This window comes from Streptomyces sp. NPDC053367, assembly GCF_044545925.1.
Classification (GTDB): Bacteria; Actinomycetota; Actinomycetes; order Streptomycetales; family Streptomycetaceae; genus Streptomyces.
Window position 1 is genome coordinate 708,534 of the sequence record NZ_JBITYN010000001.1, and the last position, 21,649, is coordinate 730,182.

General features: G+C 72.0%; 9 protein-coding genes. 6 read left to right on the forward strand and 3 right to left on the reverse strand.

The genetic code is table 11. The features are described 5' to 3' along the window. Positions 1 to 70 precede the first annotated feature (70 nt). Positions 71 to 3,670: a S8 family serine peptidase gene (locus ACIGXJ_RS03290; RefSeq protein ID WP_399640966.1), complete on the reverse strand. Its 3,600-nt coding sequence runs from the start codon at positions 3,668 to 3,670 to the stop codon at positions 71 to 73. A 223-nt stretch (positions 3,671 to 3,893) separates the two neighbouring features. Between ACIGXJ_RS03290 and ACIGXJ_RS03295 the strand changes: the two genes are divergently transcribed. The 6 genes from ACIGXJ_RS03295 (at position 3,894) to ACIGXJ_RS03320 (ending at position 15,561) form a co-directional block, all read left to right on the forward strand. After that, positions 3,894 to 4,229 carry a CU044_2847 family protein gene (locus tag ACIGXJ_RS03295; RefSeq protein WP_399640968.1) on the forward strand — a complete coding sequence of 112 codons (336 nt, stop codon included), beginning with the start codon at positions 3,894 to 3,896 and terminating at the stop codon, positions 4,227 to 4,229. After that, entirely contained in the window at positions 4,226 to 5,881 is a 1,656-nt protein-coding gene (locus ACIGXJ_RS03300; RefSeq protein WP_399640970.1) for a trypsin-like peptidase domain-containing protein, read from the forward strand. Before ACIGXJ_RS03295 ends, ACIGXJ_RS03300 begins: the two co-directional genes overlap by 4 nt. Positions 5,882 to 5,907: 26 nt before the next feature. Continuing rightward, the gene (locus ACIGXJ_RS03305) at positions 5,908 to 6,912 is read left to right on the forward strand and encodes an AAA family ATPase (RefSeq protein WP_399640973.1); all 1,005 of its coding nucleotides are present in this window, start codon (positions 5,908 to 5,910) and stop codon (positions 6,910 to 6,912) included. Then, a complete protein-coding gene (locus tag ACIGXJ_RS03310) occupies positions 6,902 to 11,539 on the forward strand; it encodes an SAV_2336 N-terminal domain-related protein (RefSeq protein ID WP_399640976.1) in 4,638 nt (1,545 codons plus the stop codon). Before ACIGXJ_RS03305 ends, ACIGXJ_RS03310 begins: the two co-directional genes overlap by 11 nt. 231 nt (positions 11,540 to 11,770) lie before the next feature. Continuing rightward, on the forward strand, positions 11,771 to 12,808 hold the full coding sequence (locus tag ACIGXJ_RS03315) for a rod shape-determining protein (protein WP_399640979.1): 1,038 nt from the start codon (positions 11,771 to 11,773) through the stop codon (positions 12,806 to 12,808). Between the two features lie 992 nt (positions 12,809 to 13,800). Continuing rightward, positions 13,801 to 15,561 carry a DEAD/DEAH box helicase gene (locus ACIGXJ_RS03320; protein ID WP_399640983.1) on the forward strand — a complete coding sequence of 587 codons (1,761 nt, stop codon included), beginning with the start codon at positions 13,801 to 13,803 and terminating at the stop codon, positions 15,559 to 15,561. Positions 15,562 to 15,642: 81 nt separating this feature from the next. Here ACIGXJ_RS03320 and drmB read toward each other — a convergent pair whose 3' ends face one another. After that, positions 15,643 to 17,385, reverse strand: a complete 1,743-nt coding sequence (gene drmB, locus ACIGXJ_RS03325) for a DrmB family protein (protein ID WP_399640986.1) — start codon at positions 17,383 to 17,385, stop codon at positions 15,643 to 15,645. Positions 17,386 to 17,388: 3 nt separating this feature from the next. Beyond that, the gene (gene drmA / locus ACIGXJ_RS03330) at positions 17,389 to 21,297 is read right to left on the reverse strand and encodes a DISARM system helicase DrmA (RefSeq protein ID WP_399640989.1); all 3,909 of its coding nucleotides are present in this window, start codon (positions 21,295 to 21,297) and stop codon (positions 17,389 to 17,391) included. Positions 21,298 to 21,649 lie beyond the last annotated feature (352 nt).

Below are 21,649 nucleotides of genomic sequence, written 5' to 3' on the forward strand. Positions count from 1 at the left end.
GTCCCGGGAACGCACGGCGGCGCCGTCCCCCTTCCCAGGGAGGCGGCGCCGTCCGCGTGCCGGGCCGTGGTCAGCGGACCCCTGCGGCCCGGACGATCTCCTGCCGCACCGACCCGCCCCGGTCGTCGCGCGCCGACGCCCGCAGGGACACGGACGCGGCGCCCTCCGGGACGATGAGCGTCCCGCGCCCCGACCGGTCCAGGCCGACCCGCCGCCAGCTCACCCCGTCGTCGTACGACACCTCCAGCGCGACCCCGCCGACCACCCCGGTGCCCTGCGCCCCGGCCACGTACCCGGCCGCCGCCCCGACGGGCACGCGGTGCCCGCCCGGCACCCGCCCCGCGAGGTCGGTGCGGAGGTCGAAGGAGAGGTTGAGCAGCGGCAGCCGGGTCTCCGCGGCGGTGGCCGCGGAGCGGAAGGTCCACTCGGTGCGGCCCTCGGTGCCGAGCCCCCAGCGCCCCGCGTCGAGCGCGGTGCCGGTGACGACCCGGTAGGTGTGCTCGTCGGCGGGCGCGCCGGCGACGTACGCGTCGGCCCCCTGGCGCCGGTCGACGAGTTCGCCGTCCAGGTACACCTCGGTGGACTGGCTCATGCCGCTCTCCTCGCTCCACACGTCACCGAAACCGGAGTGGTCGGGCCCGGAGTCGCCCCAGCCGGGCAGGCTGAACTCCAGCCGGTCGCCCGTGCGGGCCGGGCCCCGCTCCAGCGCCGTGCCGAGCCAGGGGTGCCAGACCGGCCGGAACCACGCCAGTTCCCGGTGGGTGCCGCCCCGGTACCGGACGGGGCCGCCGCGCTGCTCCAGCGCCCCGTCCGCCGTGGACACGGTCTCCTGCCAGCGCTGCCCGGGCCCGGTGGAGACGAAGTCCGTGCGCTCGGCGGGCAGGCCGACGCGCTCCGGGAAGCCGAGCCCGAGCGGGAAGGCGTCGGTCAGCGCGTACCGGAACTCGCTGCCGTCCCGCGGCCGCGCCGCGTGGAAGGCGGTGTCCAGCACGGCCAGTTCGTCGTCGCCGGGCCGGTAGGTCAGGTCCCGGTCGGGGATCGCGCCCCGGTGCCCCTGCGCGAGGTCGTACACATAGGGCGTGTCGCGGGTGCCGGTCATGTCGACGGTCCCGGCCTGCCGCAGCCGGGCCGCGTCGGCGGTGTCGAGCGTGGCGATCGGGAAGGGCCGGTCGGTGCCGTCGTCCGCGCCCCACCAGGCACTGAGCCGGCCGGGCCGGTCGTCGGTCACGAACAGGGCGGCCACCCCCGCGTCCTGCGCCGCCTGCGCCAGTGCGCCCGGCTCCACGCCCTCGCCGAGACGGGCGAGCACCGCCTTGCCCCGGACGCCGGCGAACGGCCCCTCCCCCACGTCCACCAGCGGCAGCCGGCTGCGGCCGTCGGCGAGCGTGCCGCCGGACTGCACGAGCGCGTCGCGGACGCCCCGGACCTGAAGCCGCGGCTTGCCCAGCCGCCATACGGTCCGGTACTCGAACAGGCCCTGGCCGGCCCGCGCGGTGGGCGCCGCGAACACGCTGTCGTAGACCGGCGGCACCATGACCGCCCCGAACGCGTCGGAGCCGCCCCCGGCGCGGGCGTACTCCATGACGAGCTGGCGCCGCTCGGTACGCCGGTCGACCTCGGCTCGCAGCTCGTGCAACTCCCGGGCGTCCAGCGTTACTTCGCGGTCGTGGTCGAGGACGACCTCGGGCGCGGCGAGGAAGCCGAGGCCGAGCGAGTCGGCGCCGTGGCTGCCGCGGACGTCGAGGAAGGAGGTCAGGCTGTAGGTGCCGGGCGCGAGCCGCAGCGCGAGGGTGCCCGAGCCGCCGACGCGGGCGGGGAGCGGGTCGGCGCCCTCGGCGAGCCGCTGCACCGTGACGTCGGCCGCGGCGGGCGCTCCGTCGCGGTCCTTGACGTGCACGGTGAGGGTGTACCGCTCGTCCTCCTTGACCAGCCCGTACGCGGTCCGGGCGAGGACCGTGCCGTCGTCGGAGACGGCCGTGATCCGGCCGCCGGTGGCGCCGGCCGGGGTGTTCGCGCCGTCCCGGGTGACGGTCGTGGACGCGGTGCCGTGCGGGGGCACGACGAGCGTGGAGTCGGCGAGCACGGCGGCGTCGCCGGAGGCCGACAGACGCAGCCGTACGTCCGTGCCGGTGGAGTTGGCGTAGGTGACGGTCCGGGCCACCGGCGGGTTCGCCGGGTACGGCCAGCGCAGGAAGCCGAGGTCGACGCTGCCGGTCGCCGTGACCGGGGCGCGGACGGCGTCCCGCACGCTCACCCGGCCCGCGCCCAGCTCGTACACGGGCGCGTCCAGCGGCTCGGCCGTCGACATCAGCGCGTCCTTGAGCCGGGCGCCCGTCCAGTCGGGGTGCTGCTGCGCGAGCAGCGCGGCCGCACCCGCGACGTGCGGGACCGCCATCGAGGTGCCGCTCAGGGAGGTGTACGGGCCGCTGCCGTCGGTGAGCGAGGAGCGGGCGGCGAGGACGTCCACGCCGGGCGCGGCGAGGTCGGGCTTGAGGCCGTCGTCGCCGTGGCGCGGGCCCGCGCTGGTGAACCATGCGGCCCGGTCGGCGGAGTCCACGGCGCCGACGGTGAGCGCGGCGTCGGCGGCGCCGGGCGAGCCGATGGAGGAGGGCGCCCCGGTGTTCCCGGCGGCGGCCACGAACAGGGTGCCGGTCTCCCGGGACAGGGTGTTCACGGCCTGTGCCATCGGATCGGTGCCGTCGCTGGGCTCGGTGGTGCCGAGACTCAGGTTGACGATGTCGGCGCCGACCTCGCGGGCGGCCCACTCCATCCCGGCGATGATCTGGGACTCGCTGCCGGTGCCCTGGTCGCCGAGCACCTTGCCGATGGCGAGCGCGGCGCCCGGCGCCACACCGCGCTCGACGCCGGCGGAGGCGGCCCCGCTGCCGCCGAGGACGGACGCGACGTGGGTGCCGTGGCCCCACCGGTCGGTGACCTCCTGGCCGCCCTCTCCGACGAAGCTGCGGCTCGCGACGACGCGTCCGGCGAGGTCGGGGTGGCCGGCGTCGACGCCGGAGTCGAGGACGGCGACGGTGACGCCCTCGCCGGTCAGCCCGGCCTCCCAGGCGGCGGACGTGCCGATCCGGGCGTTGCTTTCGGCCATGTCGGCGCGGACCCGGCCGTCGAGCCACACCGCGCGGATGCCGTCCTGCCGGGTGAACGACCGCCAGAACTCCCGGCCCCGGCCCGCCTCCAGCGCCGCCCCGCGCACGCTGGGCAGGGCCCGCGTCCGCTCGGCCCCGCGCGGTACGGCGGCCCGCGCGCCCCGGTCGTACGTCACGATCAGCGGCAGCTCACCGGCCTTCTCGTCGGCGAGGCCCTGCCGTATCAGCCCGCTGACGTCGAACAGCCGCTCGTCCAGCGTGCCCGCGCGCAGGTACGGCAGGGCCTCGTCCGGTACGACGGTGACACGGCCGTTCGCCGACCGCACGCGCACCGCTCCGGCGGCGCCCTCGGGCCGGCGCACGGAGACCGTCCGCTTCCCGTCACCCACGTCGGTGAGCGTCACCCGGTCGCCGGTGACGAGCGTGACGTGCTGGACGAAGCTCCGTGAGTCCCCGGCGGGCGCGGGGGCCGGGGTGTCGCCCCGCGCGTCCGCCGTCGGCGTCAGCAGGAGCGCCATGACGGCCGCTGTGACGGCGGCCCGGCGCCCGACTGGTCCTGTGGTCATCCCCACCTCTCTCGGTCGGTTCGGTCGAGTGGGTCATGTGGTGGGAGCAGTGTGATGTGCCCTGTGCGGGCGGGAGTTGCCCGGGAGCGGGGGATCGCCGATGTGGCGGGTTTCCGCCATCGCCGCCGGGCGTCCGGCGATTGCGGCGGGACAAGGCGAAGTCGTCTCGGACACAATGGAGTTCACCGACGTCACGCAACACACGGGGGAGCGACACGGCGCCATGGACGGCCTGGTGGAGTTCAAGACCGAGGACGGCGCGCGGATCGTCGTCGAGGCGGCCGACGACGACGAGTCCGGCGCCCGGCTGGTCTCGCGCGGCGGCGGACCCGCGCTGGCGGCGCGCACCTTCGAGGGCGCGCTGGAGGGCGTGCGCGCGGCGGCGGAGTCCGCGCTGCGGGTGTTCCGGGAGGGCACGCTGCGCCCCGACTCGGTGGAGCTGGAGTTCGGGGTGAAGCTGAGCGCGGAGACCGGCGCGGTCATCGCCAAGGGCGCGGCGGAGGGCCATCTGATCGTCAAGCTCAGCTGGTCGCCGGGGCCGGCCGACGGGTCCGTATGAGCAAGGCGGCCTGGCACGCCCGCGTCGAGTGCGGGAGGGAGGTCGGCGCGGGCTTCCTGGTGTCGGCGCGCCGGGTGCTCACCTGTGCCCATGTCGTGCGGTGCAGTGACGCGGCCGAGGTCACGGTGTCCTTCCCGGGCCGCCGCGAACTGGGCGGCGTGCGCGCCTCGGTCGCCGTCCACGGCGGCTGGCGGGGCGGCGCGGCCGACCCCGGCGACCTCGTCGTACTGGAGCTGGAACGGGATGTGCCGCTGGCCCCGGCCCTGTTCGCGCCGCCCGGCGCGGAGCACGACGGCGAGCTGGTCGCGTACGGCTTCCCGAAGGGCTACGACGAGGGCATGCTCGCCGCCTACCGTGCCCTGCCCGGCCCGCTCATCTCCGGCGAGTGGGTCCAGCTGGAGGCGCTGACCGCGCACGGCCAGCCGCTGGCGGCCGGGTTCAGCGGGGCCGCCGTGACCCGGGCGGACGGCAGCGTGGTCGGGATGGTGTCGGCGGTCGCGGGCTCCCGTGAGGTGCGGGTCGGCCGCATGCTGCCGACGGAGGTCATGGCCCGCTACTGGAGCGGCCTCGGCGAACTGGTCCCCACGGCCGGCCACGCCGCGGACGAACGCCGCCGGCTGTACACGCTGGTGCGGCGCGCGCAGCGGGAGGCCCGTCCCGGCCTCGACCCCGACCGGCTGTACGTCGACGCGGTCGGCCCCTTCGGACCGCCCCTGCCGCCCGGCGGGTTCCCCTCACTGGAGCGGGCGGCCCGCTATGTGCAGTGGGAGGTGCCGGAGGCGGAGGCGGTGACCCGGTTCGCCGACCGGCTCCAGGAACTGCTGCTCGACGAGACGCCGCCCACCCGCCCGGAGGCGGCCTGGTCGCCGATCGTCGTGGAGATCGAGCACAGCGGCGCGGGCGCCGACCAGGTCACCGTCGAGGTCTCCGCCTACCGCGACGGACACCGCCGCCCGGTCGGCGCCCGCCGGCTGCCGCGCACCGCCGTACGCGCCTATGTGCAGGAGCGCATCGACGAGGCGTTCACCCAGCTCTCCCCCGACGCGGAGGAGCTGCTGACCTTCGTGCTGCCGCGGGAGTGGCTGAACGAACCGGTGGCCCGCTGGGAGTGCAGCCCCGACGACCCGACCCCGCTGGGCTGCGCCTACCCGCTGGTCGTCGCGGACCGCGCCCGGCACCGCAGCGGCCGGCTGCGCCACCAGCTCGCCAAGAAGTGGCAGAAGCTGGACGCCGGCACCACGCCCCTGCACCGCGTCGAGTGCGGCACCCGCGAGCGCCCGCCTAGCCTGCGCAAGCGCCTGCGCGAACACGACGCCGGGCTCACCGCCTACGGCGCCCCGCCCCCGGCCGTGCGGGAGCACTTCGAGGTCGCCGTCAACGTGCCCGTGCCCGTCCTGCTGTGGCCGCGCACCGGCTGCCCCGGCACCGTCCACGCCGGCCCCTGCACGGGCAGCGCGTTCCTCGACGAACTCACCGAGTCCGTGACGGGCGTACCGCCCGCCGAGCTGCCCCGTCTCGTGCTGACCCTGCGCGAGACCGCCGAGGCCGCCGACGAGCCGGACCGGCACTGGGCCCGTGACCTGCAGCTGCTGTGGGACGACCCGCGCTGCTTCCCGGAGCCGACCGCCTGTCTGCACTCCCCCGTCGCCTGAGCGAACCACGAAAGAAGAGCCCCGCCATGCCCCTGTGGCCCGTCTACACCGGCACCAACGAGCCGCACGACGGCATTCTGAAGCTGCCCGCGCCCCCGCCGTGGCGGGCGTTCGACGGCGGCCCGCTGCTGAGCGCGCCCACGGACGGTTCGGCCGACGCGGACTCCCCCGACCGCACCCACCGCGCCGAGACGTACCGGGCCACCGAGCAGACCGTCCAGCTCGTCAACGCCGCCCTGTATCTGCGCCGCCCGCTGCTGGTCACCGGCCCGCCCGGCACCGGCAAGTCCTCCCTCGCCTACGCGGTCGCCCGCGAGCTGCGCCTCGGCCCGGTCCTGCGCTGGAACATCACCAGCCGCAGCACCCTGCACGACGGCCTCTACCAGTACGACCCTCTCTCCCGCCTGTACGCGGCCCGGCAGTCGCTGGAGGGACCGGGCGACACGGGCGTGGAGAACCACCTCCGCCTCGGCCCCCTCGGCACCGCGCTCCTCCCCTACGCCCGCCCGCGTGCCCTGCTCATCGACGAGATCGACAAGAGCGACCTGGACCTGCCCAACGACCTGCTGCACGTCCTGGAGGAGGGCCAGTACGAGATCCCGGAGCTGGTCCGCGCGGCCCGGGACACACCGGTCGCGCAGGTGCTGGCCGACGGCTCGGACGAGCGCGTCCCGGTCGAGCGCGGCCGGGTCCGCTGCCACGCGTTCCCCTTCGTCGTGCTGACCAGCAACGGCGAGCGCGAGTTCCCGCCCGCCTTCCTGCGCCGCTGCGTGACCCTCCGGCTGAGCCAGCCCGACGACCGCCACCTCGCCGACATCGTCCGCGCCCACCTGGGCGAGCCCGACGACAACGCCCGCCGCCTCATCGACCGCTTCCTGTCCCGGGTCGGCGGCGGCGACCTCGCCACCGACCAGCTCCTGAACGCCATCTACCTCGCCCGCACCTCCGACCTCCCCGCGAGCTCCCTCGACGACCTCGCCACCCAGCTGATGCCGTATCTGGGGCAGGACCCGCAGACCGATGCCTTCTGACCTCCCGGACGGGCCCGGGTCCGCGGGGGCGCCGGGCGGCGCCGAGCCCCTGGTCCGGCTCGCCGGCCTGCTGGCCGAGGCGAGCGGTTCCGGCGTCCGCCCGACCGGGCGCGAGCTGGCCGAACTGCTCTGGCTGGCCCGGCGGATGGAGGACGTGCACCCGGCGTCCCCGGAAAGCCCGCGGGCCGAGCCGCCGCGGCCCCGCCCGGCGCAGCCGCGGGAGCCCGCCGAGGAGCCCGCCCCGCCCCCGCCGCCCGGGCCCGGGGCACCGGGGACACCGCCGGCCCCCGAGGCGCGGGTCCCGCTGCACCTGCCCTCACCCCGCGGCGGGGACGGCCCGGCGCCGCGGCACGCCGCCCTGCTGGCCCCCGCGCCCCCGATGCTGCGTCACCCGCTGGGCCTGCAGCGCGCGCTGCGGCCCCTCAAGCGCCGTACGGACGCGCCGGCCGGCCATGAGCTGGACGAGCGGGCCACCGCCGAACGCATCGCCCGCCTCGGCGCGGCCCCCGAGTGGTGGCTGCCGGTCATGCGGCCGGCGCGGGAACGCTGGCTGCGGCTGCACCTGGTCCACGACACCGGCCCGACCATGCCCGTCTGGCGGCCCCTGGTCGCCGAACTCCACACCGCCCTGGCCCAGTCGGGCGTGTTCCGCACGGTGACCCTGCACCGCGCCGCCCCCGACGGCACGGTCGACGGCCGGGCCGCGCACGCGCCCGCCGACGGCCGTACGGTCACGCTGCTGATCAGCGACTGCATGGGCCCGCAGTGGCGCGAGGGCCCGGCGGCCACCCGCTGGTACGCCACCCTGCGCCGCTGGTCGCACCGTATGCCGGTCGCCCTGGTCCAGCCCCTGCCGGAACACCTCTGGCGCGACACGGCCCTCCCGGCGGCACCGGGCCGCCTGTCGTCCCCGTACCCGGCGGCACCGTCGTCCCTGCTGGCGTTCGAGCCGTACGACGGCGTCACGGAGCCCGGCCTGCCCCTGCCGGTGCTGGAGCCGGACCCGGCCTGGCTGGCGAACTGGGCGTCGCTGATCGCCTCGCCCGGAGGCACGCGGTACCCGGCGGCGGTGGCGGCCCTGCCGGCCGGCCCGCCCGACGCGACGGACCTGACGGACCTCTCCCTGCTCACGCCCGAGGACCTGGTCCTGCGCTTCCGCGCCACCGCCTCCCCCGAGGCGTTCCGCCTGGCCGGCCATCTGGCCCTGGGCCGCCCCGACCTGCCGGTCATGCGCCTGATCCACGCCGCCCTGGAACCCGACCCGCGCCCGCAGCACCTCGCCGAGGTCATCCTCAGCGGGCTGCTGACGGCCGCACCGGGCCCTCCTGGCTCGTACACCTTCCGGCCCGGGGTGCGCGAGCTGCTGCTCCGCGCGGTCCCCCGCACGTCCCGGCTGCGCACGACCGACCTCCTGGAACGCGTCGGCGGCCTCATCGACAGCCGGGCCGGACGCGCACCGGGCGAGTTCGCGGCGACGACCCCGGCGGAGGGCGGGACGACGGGGGCGGACGGGGAGGCCTTCGCGACGGTCAGCCCCGAGAGCGCGCGACAGCTGACCGGCACCGAGCCGGTGCCGGCGGGCCTGGCCGACCGCTACCGGCTGGTGCGGCGACTGACCCCCACCGGGTCCCTGTGGCAGGCGCGGGACACCGAGACCGGCCGCCAGGTCGCGCTCCGGCTGCACGGGCCGATCACCGACCCGGCCCGCCGCGAGGCGTTCCTGCGCGACGCACGGCGTCTGAAGAAGCTGCGCCATCCGAACGTGGTGACCGTCCACGACATCGGCTTCGACGGCGACACCCCCTACGTCGTCATGGAGCACCTGGACGGCATCCCCCTCAACAGCCTGGCCGCGCCCAACGGTTACCGGCTTCCGCCGCCGCTGCTGGTGTCGGTCGGCAGCGGGCTCGCCCAGGCACTCCGGACCGTGCACGAGACAGGGACCGCGCACGGCGGTCTCGGCATGTCCCGGGTGGTGCTGCTGCCCGACGGCACGGTGAAGCTCAGCCTCTTCGAACCGGGCCGCGCGCCCGGCGCGGAAGGCCGCGAGGCGGATCTGTGGGCCCTGGCCGAGATGCTGCTGCAGTTGGCCACGGACACGGGCTCCCGGGACCGCCCGGTCGACGCCGGCACGCTCGTGCGCCTGCCGGCCCGGATGCGGCGGAGTTACGCGCACGCCCTGAACCGGCTGATGCGGGCCGAGCCGACGGGGCTGACCCTGCTCAGCGATCCGCAGCTGCCGTCCCTCGCGCACGACACCTACGCACCGCGCCGCTACCGGGTGCTGGGCCCGCTGCGGGTCGAGGGAGCACCCGAACCCGACGGCACCGCACGCGCCATGCTCGCGCTGCTGCTGCTCAGACACGGCCACGTGGTCACTCATGAGGAGCTGCGTACGGGGATCTGGGCGCCCGGACAGGAGCCGGGCAACGCCATGGCCGTCCTCGGCGCGACGGCGTCGCGGCTGCGCACCCTCCTCGGCCCGGACGCCGCCCTCGCGACCCGCCCCGACGGCTACGCCCTGCACACCAGCGCCGACCAGGTGGACGTCGTCCGCTGCGACACCCTCGTCCGGGCCGCGGAAAGAGCCCGCCTGGCGGCGGACCTCGCCGAGGCCCACGCCCACATCACCGACGCGCTGGGCCTGTGGCAAGCCGACGCGCTCCTGCACGACGTGCCCGGCCCCGCCGCCCGCACCGCCCGCACCCGCCTCCTCCAGCTGCACCTCACCCTCTGCCGCACCCGCGCCGAACTCGACCTGGACCTCGGCGAGGTGGACCGCGCGGCCGGCGACCTCGCCGGCCTGGTCCGGGCGCACCCGGCCCGGGAGGACTTCCGCCGCCTGTATCTGATCGCGCTGCGCCGCCAGGGCCGTACGGCCGAGGCGCTGGAGGTGTTCGAGGAGTACGAACTCTCCGGCGGCCGGAGCCCGGAGCTGCTGGAACTGGGCCGGGAGCTGCGCGAGGAGGCGGGCCCCGCGCCGTCCCCCGCCGCACCCGCCCTCTCCCTCACCACCACCCCCCTCACCGGCCGGCCCGAGGCCCGGATCAAGCTGGAGTACGCCGTCCACGAGACGCTCGCGCGCGGGGCGCTGACCCCGCAGCAGTACGAGGTGACGGTCCGGGAGGACGGCTACGACGTGCGCACCGAACCCGGCGCGGACCTGCTCCCCGTCCTGGTGGCCGCCCTGCGCACGGTCCCCGAGGCGCTGGCCGCGCTGCGGGACCCGCCGCAGGTGGGGGTGCGGTTCCAGGACGCGCCGCAGCCGTCGGGGCGGGCGCCGCTCACGGTCGCCGTACCGCCCGCCCTGTACGAGCGGTTCGCGGCGAGCTCGGCCGCCAGGGGCCCGCAGCGCTTCCTGCCGTGGTACGACGACGTGGACGCAGGTCCGCTGTCCTGGTACTGCCCGCTGTCGCAGAGCGGGGACGCGCCGGGCGGGACCCGGGACCTGGTGAGCGGCCCGCACATCGTGCGGGACCCGCGCGAACTCGGCGTCCCCGAGGCGGGCCGCTCGGCGCGGGTGCACGCGCCGTCCGACGGCCCCCTCGCCCTGCTCGACCCCGCCCGCTCACGCGTCACGACCTACTACGAGGTCGACCTCACCCCGCACACGGCGGCCCGGCAGCTGCGCCTGCCGAGCTCCGGGAAGGACGGCTTCACGGCCGCGGTCGAGCTGTCCTGGCACGTCACGGACCCGGTGGCGTTCGTGCACGGCGGTCCGGCCCGGGTCCTGCCCCGGCTGCTGGAGCGGCTGACGGAGGCCGCCGGCCGTGTCACCCGCCACCGCTCGCCGCGCCATGCGGCGGGGGCGGAGCGCGCGGTCAACGCGGTGGTGCGCGACTGGCCGGTGCCGGGCCTCGCCGTGAGCTACTCGGTGCGGCTGACCCCCGGCCGGGCGCCCGCCCCGCCCCGGCGCACCGCCGCCTCGCGCACGCTGCCGGAGCTGCTCGCGGCGGCTCAGACCGTGCTGCTCGGCTTCGACGGGCCGCTGGCCCGGCTGTACTCGGCGCAGAGCGCCCGTGAGGCGGCGCTCGACCTGCTCTCGGTCGCCGCCGAGCACCGCGATCCGCGGGCGGCCGAGGCGGGCCGGCCGTTCGGGCGGGGGGCCGGCGAGGCGCGCGAGGTGTTCCCGCACCCGCTGGACGTCCTGCGCTTGCTCGCCCGCGAGCCGTTCGCCCCGGTGCTGCGCGCCCGTCTCGACGAGCTGGAGCTGCGTGCCGTCCCGGAGGCGCCCGCCACCTACCGGTTCGCCGCGCTCATCCGCGCGCTGCACGAGGCGGGCCGACCGGTCGAGGTCGTCAGCGACGTGTGCGAGCGGGCCGTGCACCGGTACCTGGAGCCGTACGGTCTTCCCCCGGTCGGTGTGTACGGCCGCGACGACGACCTCACCCGGCTGATGCCCGACCCGAGCTGTCTGCTGCGGGCGCTGCACCGCCCCGGCCGTCCGACGCCCGCCGGTCTGCTGATCACGGCCTCCCCCGCGGAGGTGACGGCCGCCCTGCGCATCGGTCTTCCGTGCGTGGGGCTGGCCCGGAGCCCCACCACCGAGCAGCGGCTGCTGGAGGCCGGCTGCGAGACGACGGTGCCGTCGCTGGAACCGGTCCTTCAGGCGGCACGGGCGTTGTGAACGGCCTGTGCGGGGGCCGTCGCAGGGAACTCCGCACGACCATTATCCGAAACATGTTCGGGCGAACAGGGTGAATCAACCATTCGGCGGTGACCCGCCCGGCGCATCCCAGAAGGCGTCCGCCCCCACGGCCCCCGCACGATGCGAGTACGGCCCGCCGGTCCGGCGGCCCGCACAGCGAGGCCCGCCCGCGGGCGGCCCCACGGTCTGCGCTCTCGGGAGGACCTGCCAATGACCGCCAGCCTGGAGCAGTTGCGCCGCTGCCACTTCGCCGTCGACCTCGGCGCGGCGCGGACGCGGGTGTACGTGAAGGGGGCCGGGCTGGTCGTCGACCAGCCGTCCGCCGCCGCCGTCAACACCCGCACCGGCGCGCTGATCGCGGTCGGCGAGCTCGCGGAGAAGATGACGGGCCGCACCCCGCACTACATCCGCGTCGTCCGGCCCGTCTCCGGCGGCACGGTCGTCGACATCGAGATGGCCCAGCGCATGCTGCGGCACCTGATCGGTGACAAGATCCGCCGCCAGCTGCGCCGCAAGCCGTTCCTGCGGGCCGCCGCCTGCACCCCGCACGACGCCGACCCGCTGGCCCAGCGCGCCGCCATCGAGACCCTCGTCGGCCTCGGCGCCCGCCGCGTGGAACTGGTCGACACGCTCATCGCCACCGCCGTCGGCTGCGGCCTCCCGGTAGAGCAGCCGGAGGCGACGATGGTCCTGGACTGCGGCGCCGCGGCCACCCAGGTCGCCGTGCTCTCCCTCGGCTCGATCGTCACCGCCGAACGCATCCCCGTCGGCGGCGAGGCCGTGGACCACGCGATCGTGCAGCACCTGCGCCACGAACACGAGCTGATGCTGCCCAGCCAGTCGGTACGGCCCCTGCAACTGGCCCTGTCCGGCAACGGTCTGACCCCGCACGGCCCGGCCTCCACCGAGATCCACGGCCGCGACGTCGCCACCGGCCTCGCCCGCTCGGTCCAGGTCGACACGGCCGCGGTGCGCGACGCCATCCAGACCCCGCTGACCGCCGTCCTCGACGGCATCGGCAAGGTGCTGCGCGACTGCCCGCCCGATCTGGTGGCCGACCTCGCCGACCGCGGCATCATGATGGTCGGCGGCAGCGCCCTGCTCCCCGGCTTCGACCAGATGCTCCGCCAGGCCACCGGCATGCCGGTCCACATCGCCGAACGACCCGACGTGTGCGCCGTCCAGGGCCTCGGCGTCATGCTGGAGGGCAAGATCCAGCCCCTGGAGCTGGACCCACTGGGCAGCTGACCCTCCCCGACCCCCAAGGGCGCCCGCCGATCCGGCCGGCGCCCTTCGGCCTGTCCTCGGCGCGCGGGCGGGGAGCTGAGACAACCTGGCGCCGGGACACCGGCGTTCCGGCCACCACACGACCGGGGTGAGCGCCCTGCACGGCCGTGGGACGCCTCCTGGGCGTCCATGCGGCCTCCCGGGCCGCCCCCCGCACCCGGCCCCCCGGCGGCCGCCCAGCCCTCGACACGCCGACGCCTCGGCGGAGAAGGGGGAGGGGGTGCGATACGCAGGTCAGATCGATTCTGCACTGCGTGGTGGTGGGGCGGGTGGGACTCGAACCCACGGCCGACGGATTATGAGTCCTTTGAGGATCTTGGCGGCCCTTGCCGATCACTGTTCATCTCTGCCGTTTTCCCAGGTCAGACAGGGTTTGACGCCTCAGCCCCTCTCGGCCTTTGTCAGTCTTTTCCGATCTCTGTGTCCAACCTGCGTCCAGAACGCGTCCCGGATGGACTGCTCCGAGGGGTGCGTGCCGATCGTGCCTGTTCGGCAGAGCGACTCGAACCCGCCCGCAGCGGATTGCCCTTCCATCGCACCAAGGCATCGTCCTCGGCACCAACGCAGACGCCAAGGTAACTTGCGAGTCCCAGACAGCGCCCCTGGCGCCGCATCGGGTCACCCATGACCCAGCACGCTGTTGCAGGCGAGCTGCCGAACAGTGGCGCGAGCGGCCGCGTGGTCAGGCTCGTCCGGTAGAGGACAGCCACCACCAGCACCCGGCCAGCAAGCGGCAGACACCACGGGCACTGGACGAGCGGGTGCTGATGATCTCGGTGTACTACGACACGAAATCTCACGATGGGGCAGCTGGGCCGGCTGCCCCATACAGCCGTTCCCGGGACTCAACCCCTGCGCCCATGAAAGACTCACGTACTCCCACCTGCCCGTTTCGACCGTCTGTGCATGACCAGTACAGACAGCTCCGCGTTTGTTCCAGGAGACAGTGTTTGATGGAAGCCTTCGGCCAGCTGAGCGAGCAGGACCGCTCCCAGGCAATCAAAGTACTGCGTCGGCGTCTCGCTCCTCGGGATCTACGGGCGGTGATCGAGGACCTGGAGAGCGGAGGGCGATCTCGCTCGAGGAAGTCGGTGGAGTGGATCATCGCAGCGGTCGAGAACAAATCCGGAAGGCTGCGGCAGAAGCTTCCCGAGGACGAGCTTGCCGAGTTCCTGGTCGACAGGTCGGGCTTCGGTCTTCTCGAGTCACGGATGCTACGGGAACGGCTTGCGCTTCGGGCATCGGAGGACGAGCTGGAGAGACTGCACGACTACCGAGGTGGCGAACGCAGCCGTGGTGGCGACAGAGCAAAAGCCAAGAAGATCGCGGAGCGTACGTGGAAGCCGGGTAAGAGCTGGCCCCGCCACTTCGTGCGAGTCCTCGATATCCCGCCCGCATTTGCTGGTCTGCCGGGGAGTACACGGGAGCCGGACACTCTGGAAGTTGCCCCATTTGTGCCTCTCCGAGACCTGGAGGACTTTCAACAGGACCTCAAGGAGCAAATGATCGAGGTGCTCTCCGGGGCACCGGGCGCCAACCGTGGTGTTCTGACCCTGCCCACAGGAGCAGGAAAGACCAGAACCGCGGTAGAGAGCCTCATCGAATGGCGCATCTCCCAGCAACGCCGTCAGGCCGTCCTCTGGATCGCCCAAAGTGAGGAGCTGTGCGAGCAGGCCGTCCAGGCGTTCCGTGAGGTGTGGACAGACCTCGGGCACCGCAATGACCAGGTACGGCACACTATGGAGATTGCCCGGCTTTGGGGAAACGCCTCAGTTCCGAGCGACCCAGACGTCGTGGTGGCCAGCATCCAGAAGCTTGACGCTATTCTTCGAGGCACCAACGAGGACGTACGACAGGAACTCGAGCTTCTGCGCGAGGACCTCGGCGCGGTGGTTGTCGACGAGGCGCACCGAATGCTGGCCCCCAGCTATACCAGGGTCCTGCGCTTCCTTGGGATCGAACTCGGACAGAAGGCCCCGGTACCCCTCATCGGACTGACAGCCACCCCGTTCCGCAGGGTCAACGCCGAGACACGCCAGCTGGCAGACAAGTTCCACAGCAAGCTTCTCAGTTCCCGCTCCTTGGGAGAGGACATCGTGTCCGAGCTCCGTCAGCAAAACATCCTGTCGCGGCCAGAGCACAAGGTACTCTCCTATGCCGGTCCTGAGTTCAAGATGGAGGATGTCGAAAGCTACCGTGCGCACTTCGATCAGTTCGACGACTTCCACCCTGGCTTTCTTCGTCAAATCGGTGAGTCGGACGCGAGGAACCGTGCTCTGCTGAAGCAACTGCTCGAACTACCGCCGGACTGGCCGACGCTGTTCTTCGGCTGCACCGTGGAACACGCGATAGCAATGGCTGTCCTACTGCGACGCGCCGGCCGAGCCTCGGAGGTCGTCACCTCCGACACACGCAGTGCCACACGGCGCGCGCTCATCGAACAGTTCCGCGACAAGCACCTGTCCGTACTCTGTAACTACGGTGTCCTCACGACCGGTTTCGACGCTCCGGCGGTGCGTGCCTTGGTGGTCGGTCGCCCCACCACCAGCCCGGTCCTGTACGAGCAGATGATCGGTCGAGGCATGCGCGGACGACGTTTCGGTGGAACAGAGAGCTGCCTCGTTGTGGACATCGAGGACAACATCCGGTTCAGCGGACAACTCGCCTACGAACGGTACTCCGGCTACTGGTCGAGTAACCAGAGCCGCCCGTAGTCGTACAGCACACCGCTTCTGCGTCGGCTGTCTTCAGCCCACGCAGAAGCGATCGATGACCGCCCCCACCCGATCAGAAGGTCACGGTAGGTTCTCAGCGAGAAGAAGGCGGTCCAACCCCTGGTTGCGATGCTCACACGAGGTCTCCGACGCCAGGAGACACGAGTAGCAGGCGACTCCGTCGGCCCCCACCGACGGCGCTTCCTGACACAACGGGTCGTTCGAGCAGCTGTCGACGTCTCGGAGCGCGTGCGAAAGAACGTGCTCGAACCGGTTGACGAGGGCGACCAGTCCTCCAAGGGTGCCGTCTCCACCGGGTTGAACCGTGTAGAGGAGAAGTCCACTGCCCGTGACCCTGCCGTCCCGCACGCTGAGATAGACCCGCTCACGGATCGCTGCGGACGAGTATCCGGAGTCCACTGACAGCGCCCGAAGAAGGCGGTGAGAGAGGGTGTGCCACCAGACGTGTGCGGGGTGGAGTGACAGATCACCGTGTGGATCACTCCTGGACCGTTCGTTCCACTGGTTGGCCCTGCTGCCTTCCAGGGTGAGTGAGTCGCTCGCAAGATCAATAAAGACGCCCTCGCCGAAGAGCTCGATGCCCGGGTACCAGGTGGTGCCGTTCCAATCGAAGGCGGTCGACACCTCTTCAGCCTTCTGCGGGTCCAACCGTTGGTAACCGGTCTGGACCATGACCATGCGGAGACGGCTGACAGGTGCTACCCGCAGCCTGTGACGGTGATCGGGCCCCTGTACGAGACGCACGTCGTCCTGGCGAACCTCGAACAGCGGAGGAGAGCCCGGATGCGGGTGTGGCACTGCCGGAACACCACAGGTCGCGGCCTGGCGTAGACGGTCGAGTTCGTCGTCACGTAGTGACGACGAGGCCGTGTTGCCAACCCCCAGTAGTTGGTCAACCGCCTTGCTGATCTCGGACCAGGGTGTCTGTTTCAGGTACTCAATCGCGTCCGGGGGAAGCCCGGCCCGTTCAGCCCCGGCCATGAGTGCCACCTGGTCGAGGAGACCAAGAGGGTGAAGTGCCCCGACTGCCCCCATCAGGGATCGATCGCTGAGGATGTCATGCAGCCTGGTCGGCATATCCAGGATCGTCAGCGCGCTCTGGAGCAGGCTGAGCCGTAGGTTGGCGGCCCCTCGCTGGACGATGCGGGCCTTCTGCACACACCGCGCCGTTGCCGGCGCCGGGCGCCCTCCGTGCTCCACGATGCGGCCACTACACCGCCACGATTTGGCGTATGCCTGGCCGAAGTTGGCGGTCGCATGGCAACGGGGACACTCGATGCGGACGAGCCGGAGGGCGCGGCCACCCCCGTGCCATAGGTAGTGCTTTGTGCCGCATCCTCCACCTTCGTGTACGAGTCCGTGCCAATGGGCCTCGTCCAAGTGACCGTTCTCGCATGCCTGCACGAAACGGATCGCCTCGCGCCCCGCCTTCTCCCGACGCTGCTGCGACGACACCGACGGGCACTCCGGGCAGCCGCTGTCGGCCGCGTACAGGACCTGGTGCGGTCGGTGCTGCGTGCACAGGGACCAGAAGGGAAACGCGTGAGTGGGGTAGATCGTTCTGTCAGAGGGGAGTCCGAGTTCGGCGTTGGTGGGCACACGAGCGATACGCGCATCGTTCAGCTCGAGACGTGAGAGCCGTTCGTCGACGATCTCGAAGTCCTGGGGTTTACGGCCGATCTCGTTGAAGAGTGCGTCCACGGTCTTCAACACGACTGGGCCGGACCCGGTCTCGAGAATGCTTCCAGGGCCGAGGGTGATGACGAACTGGGATGGGCGGATCTCCTGGTAGGGACGGCTCACGATTCATCCCCTTCCCTTGACAGTGGTGGTGGCCTCCACCTCACGCAGCGAGTTCGGTGCGTTCTCGTAGGCTTCACCGGTGTTCGCAACGAGGTGCGCGAGGTCACCGAGGACGACCGGCCGAGAGGCGGGACGCGTGACTGTCGGCTCGTTGTACAGCAAGGCACTACCTACTCGATCAGCAAGCTGTCGCCAACGTTCCAACTCCGAGCGGGCGTGGTTCTCCGTATCCGAGGTCGGTGGGCGGCGGAGGGCGGGCTGTTGGGCGGCACGTTCCTCGAGGAACCCGGGGAGAAGGTCCACCTCGGGGTGCAAGTGGGCACCGCTCATCTCGTGGGCACGGCAGAACCAGCCCCCGTCGCTGAGCCGCTGTTGGATCCGCCACCGCTGGTCGACTTCCACGGAGCCCGTCGCGGTTGGAACGCTCGCTGCCTGGCGGAGGACACTCACCATCACCGGGCCCAGGGCCCTGTCCCTTGCCCGGGGCGCGAAGGGATTGACGGTGACGGGCTCGACGTGCCGGTAGAGCGTGGTGTGGTAGCCGGCGAAGTACTCGTAGTAGCTGAGGTCCCGCGGGCGCGATGCCCGGTAGAAAGTGACGACGAGACCGCCAACACCCCGGCCCACGCGACCGGTGGCCTGGATGTACGAGGAGGTGGTCTTCGGCTGCCCGTGTACGACCATGAGTCCGAGTCTGTCCACGTCGACACCCGTGCCGAACATCGAGGTGGCGACGACCGCGTTCGTAGGTTCCCGGCCAGGCGCCAGCCGAACCCCCAGCTCCTCGAGCATGCCAGGGAGCCGTAGGGAACTGGTGCGGCTGGAGAGCTCCATCGGCTCCTGCTCGTCCAGAGTGCGCGGCGACGCGGCAACGCTCCCCAGGCGTTGGGGGATGTCCTGACGAGCCAGCGCAACTGCTCCGGCCAGTTCGCGGATGGCGTTGAAGTAGCCCACGAGCGTCCAGAACGGATCCAGCTCCTCCTGTGCGACGCCTTCGTCGAGTCGATCGCGGGGCGTCTGGAGTAGGCGCGACCACATTCGGACGATGGGTGTCTGCGCCCCGCGGCCGGGGGCTATCACTCCGACGTACAGACGACCCGCCTCCTGTGCGTCGAGTGGATGGGAGGAGCCGGTCGAGGAGAAGAACGTCTCCTCCGCGCGGAGTCCCTGGGGAGGGAAAACCTCCAGACTCCGGTCGAACAGCGAACGGACCTGCTCCTCCGCCCTCCGGACGGTCGCGGTGGAGGCGACGTACTTGGGCCTGACAGTGTTCTTGCCGCCGGGCACCGTGGAGAGGAGGTCGATGCCAGCCTCGTAGAGGCCGACCATGCTGCCCAGAGGACCTTCGATGAGATGCAGTTCGTCCTGCAGCACGAGGTCGGGTGGGCGGAATCCACACACTGGAACATTCTTGCCAGCTGTCACCTCCTCACGTGCGTTTCGTGGGAGGGTCGCCGGCCCGAGCGGAGGTGCCCAGGCCCGGTAGTAGCCCAGGTGCTCGTTGAGTCTGTCAACGTTGCCGAACAGAGCGCCGGCTCTCGGTTCGAACGCCAGACGGGCGAACTTGTCCACCGTCGCCACCACCATTGACGGGCACCTGGCGTAGACCTGCTCGTCCACCGTCCACGCCGGCACAGGACAGTGCGTCGAGGAACCGTCCCGCCGGGCGAAGGCCGGTGGCACGGGCCAGGCACCGACCTCGGTCGTCTCGGACCAGGCCAGGTCGGAGTTGAGCGGACACTCCGGGTGCGGACAGAAAATCTCGAACTCGACGGGCTTCTCGCTTCGTCGCTTGCCCCAGTCGGCAGTCCGCACGAAGTACCCCGGTCGGCTCGCACGCGCTGAGACGAGCCAGGAACTGGAACCGAGCAGACGACGCACATGCCCGTCGAACCACTTGTCGACGCTCTGGTCGGAGACGTCCGCAGTGACGCGGAACCGAACGGACACGGTCACGAACGACGGGTCCGGATGACGGGTTACCGTGACCGCGGTCACGTCGAACGGTTCTTCCGAGATCTGCGGTGCCACGTCCGGGCCCAGAGCGGGATCAGGGTCGCCCACGACGAGATGCAGCACACCCGTGTCGCCTTCACGCAGGCCCTCCGGTGGAAGGGCCAGGGTCGACCGGCAGGCCGGACAGTTCAGGATCTGGGCCGGGTCACCCTCGCCCTCCTTCCCCTCCAGAATCGAGATGGCTCCGTGCCGCTTGACGATCCTGTTGTTCGCGTCACGATATTCGAAGTCCTGCAGGTTGTTCGGGGTCACGGTTCCGCCCACCCACAGCCCGACCGAGAACCTGGTGGACCCCCACGGGACGTCACCGAGATCCTCCCATCCTGAGGGACGCCAGCCACGCTGCCCGGGCGAGCCGCTGACCCTGAGGAACTCGCACGCGGTAACCATCGCGAGTGCCCTCCGGTACTGCTGGATCGTGAGGAGCCGCAGTGTGTACCGGGAGAGGACGGTCACGCCTGCTCCTCCCCCGGGCACCTGCTCGTGCTGGGCCCGGAGCCGCCGAAACGCGAGAGTGAATCCAGCAAGTCCGAGGTACGCCTCGGTCTTGCCTCCACCGGTCGGGAACCACAGCAGGTCACACACCTCGCGGTCTTCATGGGTGTCGTCGACGATCCCTCGTAGGTTGATCAGCTGGAACGCGAGCTGGAAGGGCCACCAGCGGTTGACCCTTCCCTTGGTCCACTGCGACTGGAGAGCGATCGCACGGTTGGCGAAGCAGAACGCGAGGAGGGCGTCGCGGTTGCTGGCCAACACCTCTATGCCGTCACGGATCCGGTCGAGCGCACGTCGGCACCCAGAGAGGTGTCGATGAGCCGCTGTGCCTGGCGCATGGTCTCCCATCACACCAGCCTGGCCCTCGATCCAGCGTTCGTACGCGTCCGCGAGCGGCTCCAGCCGTCGGCGGAGTACGGCACCATCCGTGATCTCGGCCAGTTCCACCGGGTCCAGCTCGGGTGGATCCCCGGCGCCGGTCGGCCAGCCCTTGTCCGGGGCGTTCACGGGAACCACAGGAACGAACTCGGACCGGACGTCGGCCGGCTCGAACTCGGCCACCGTCCCGTCGTCGAACAGGTGACGCCCATCGGACCACCTGAACGGGGGTCGGGTTCCTTCCACCCCTCCTGGATGTGGGCGCTCCGGGTCGACCTGACGCCAGACGGCGGAGCAGAGGTGCCCCCGCGCAAGGACGGGACGGCCCTCGTAAAGAAGCGCCAGGCTCGCGTCCTCCTCGTCCTGCGCCAAGTGCTGGTGTTCCAATGGAACCAGCTCAACTCCGCTCTGACAGCGCAGACGTACCTGCGGCTGGAACACGTGGTCCGACGGGGAGGGGTGGTCTGATTCCACGGTGCTCTGGTTGACCACGAACACCGAAATCTTCCAGATGCCCTGGGAATCCCTTCGGCTTCGGACCCTCACCATGACCCCCGGATCCGCGGGATCGCTCAGCGAGGTGTCAACGGAACAGTCCACGTCGCGCCAGACAGCCCCGTGTGGCTCCCTGCGCCATTCCCCGTTCGCCTCATTGCGGTATCTGGCCCAGGTACCGCAGATGTCGAGGCGTGGCCCCTCAGGGGCGCTGACCGCCAGGGACACGCCCATCGATGACGGTCTGGCGCGGGGGTCGATAACCAGGGGCGGAAGGCCGGCGCCGACCGGCTGATGTCCTGAGACGGAGTCGCCTGGATCGAGGTCGTCGTCACCGTCCCGGAGCTCATCGCCGACGAGCTCCTGGTCCGAGTCGACCTCGACCGATGGGGATGAGAACGGAGCCAGGACACCGACGATGTACTCGTCAAGCGGGTCCTCGTCGCCCCCGAGCCTCTCCATCGGCCCTCCTCGGGGACCGAGGATCTCAGCTACGAGATCCTCGACGAGGTGGTCTCGTTCGCTCATCGGGGAGCTCCTTCTCGCTTTTGTTCCTCGTTGGGGAAGCTCGATCTCAACGTCGTTGAAGTTCTGCGGCCAGGAAACACTCGTTGACCTTCTTGGCATCGGTCTTCGAGCGGGAGTGACCACGAATCGGATGTCGGTCAGCAGGCACAGGTTGAGCAGGTCGCCGAGGCCGGACAGCTCTTCGGCATGGGCCTTGTCCTCAGCAACTCGCAGCGGGCAGCGGCTCGTCCTTCACGAGCGTGGCCCCGTGCTGTTGGAGGTCGATCAGCACGTTCGCTTCGAGGCGGACGACCGGCGGGCCGTGGTAACCGGACGGAGCAGGGCCGGGAGGGCGTCGTGGCACAAACCCAGT

Excerpts from the sequence above, each read along its gene's own strand:
- ACIGXJ_RS03315 (WP_399640979.1), top strand. The coding sequence starts at position 11,771 with ATGACCGCCAGCCTGGAGCAGTTGCGCCGCTGCCACTTCGCCGTCGAC.
- ACIGXJ_RS03310 (WP_399640976.1), top strand. The coding sequence starts at position 6,902 with ATGCCTTCTGACCTCCCGGACGGGCCCGGGTCCGCGGGGGCGCCGGGC.
- ACIGXJ_RS03320 (WP_399640983.1), top strand. The coding sequence starts at position 13,801 with ATGGAAGCCTTCGGCCAGCTGAGCGAGCAGGACCGCTCCCAGGCAATC.
- ACIGXJ_RS03290 (WP_399640966.1), bottom strand. The coding sequence starts at position 3,670 with ATGACCACAGGACCAGTCGGGCGCCGGGCCGCCGTCACAGCGGCCGTC.
- ACIGXJ_RS03300 (WP_399640970.1), top strand. The coding sequence starts at position 4,226 with ATGAGCAAGGCGGCCTGGCACGCCCGCGTCGAGTGCGGGAGGGAGGTC.
- drmA (WP_399640989.1), bottom strand. The coding sequence starts at position 21,297 with ATGAGCGAACGAGACCACCTCGTCGAGGATCTCGTAGCTGAGATCCTC.
- ACIGXJ_RS03305 (WP_399640973.1), top strand. The coding sequence starts at position 5,908 with ATGCCCCTGTGGCCCGTCTACACCGGCACCAACGAGCCGCACGACGGC.
- ACIGXJ_RS03295 (WP_399640968.1), top strand. The coding sequence starts at position 3,894 with ATGGACGGCCTGGTGGAGTTCAAGACCGAGGACGGCGCGCGGATCGTC.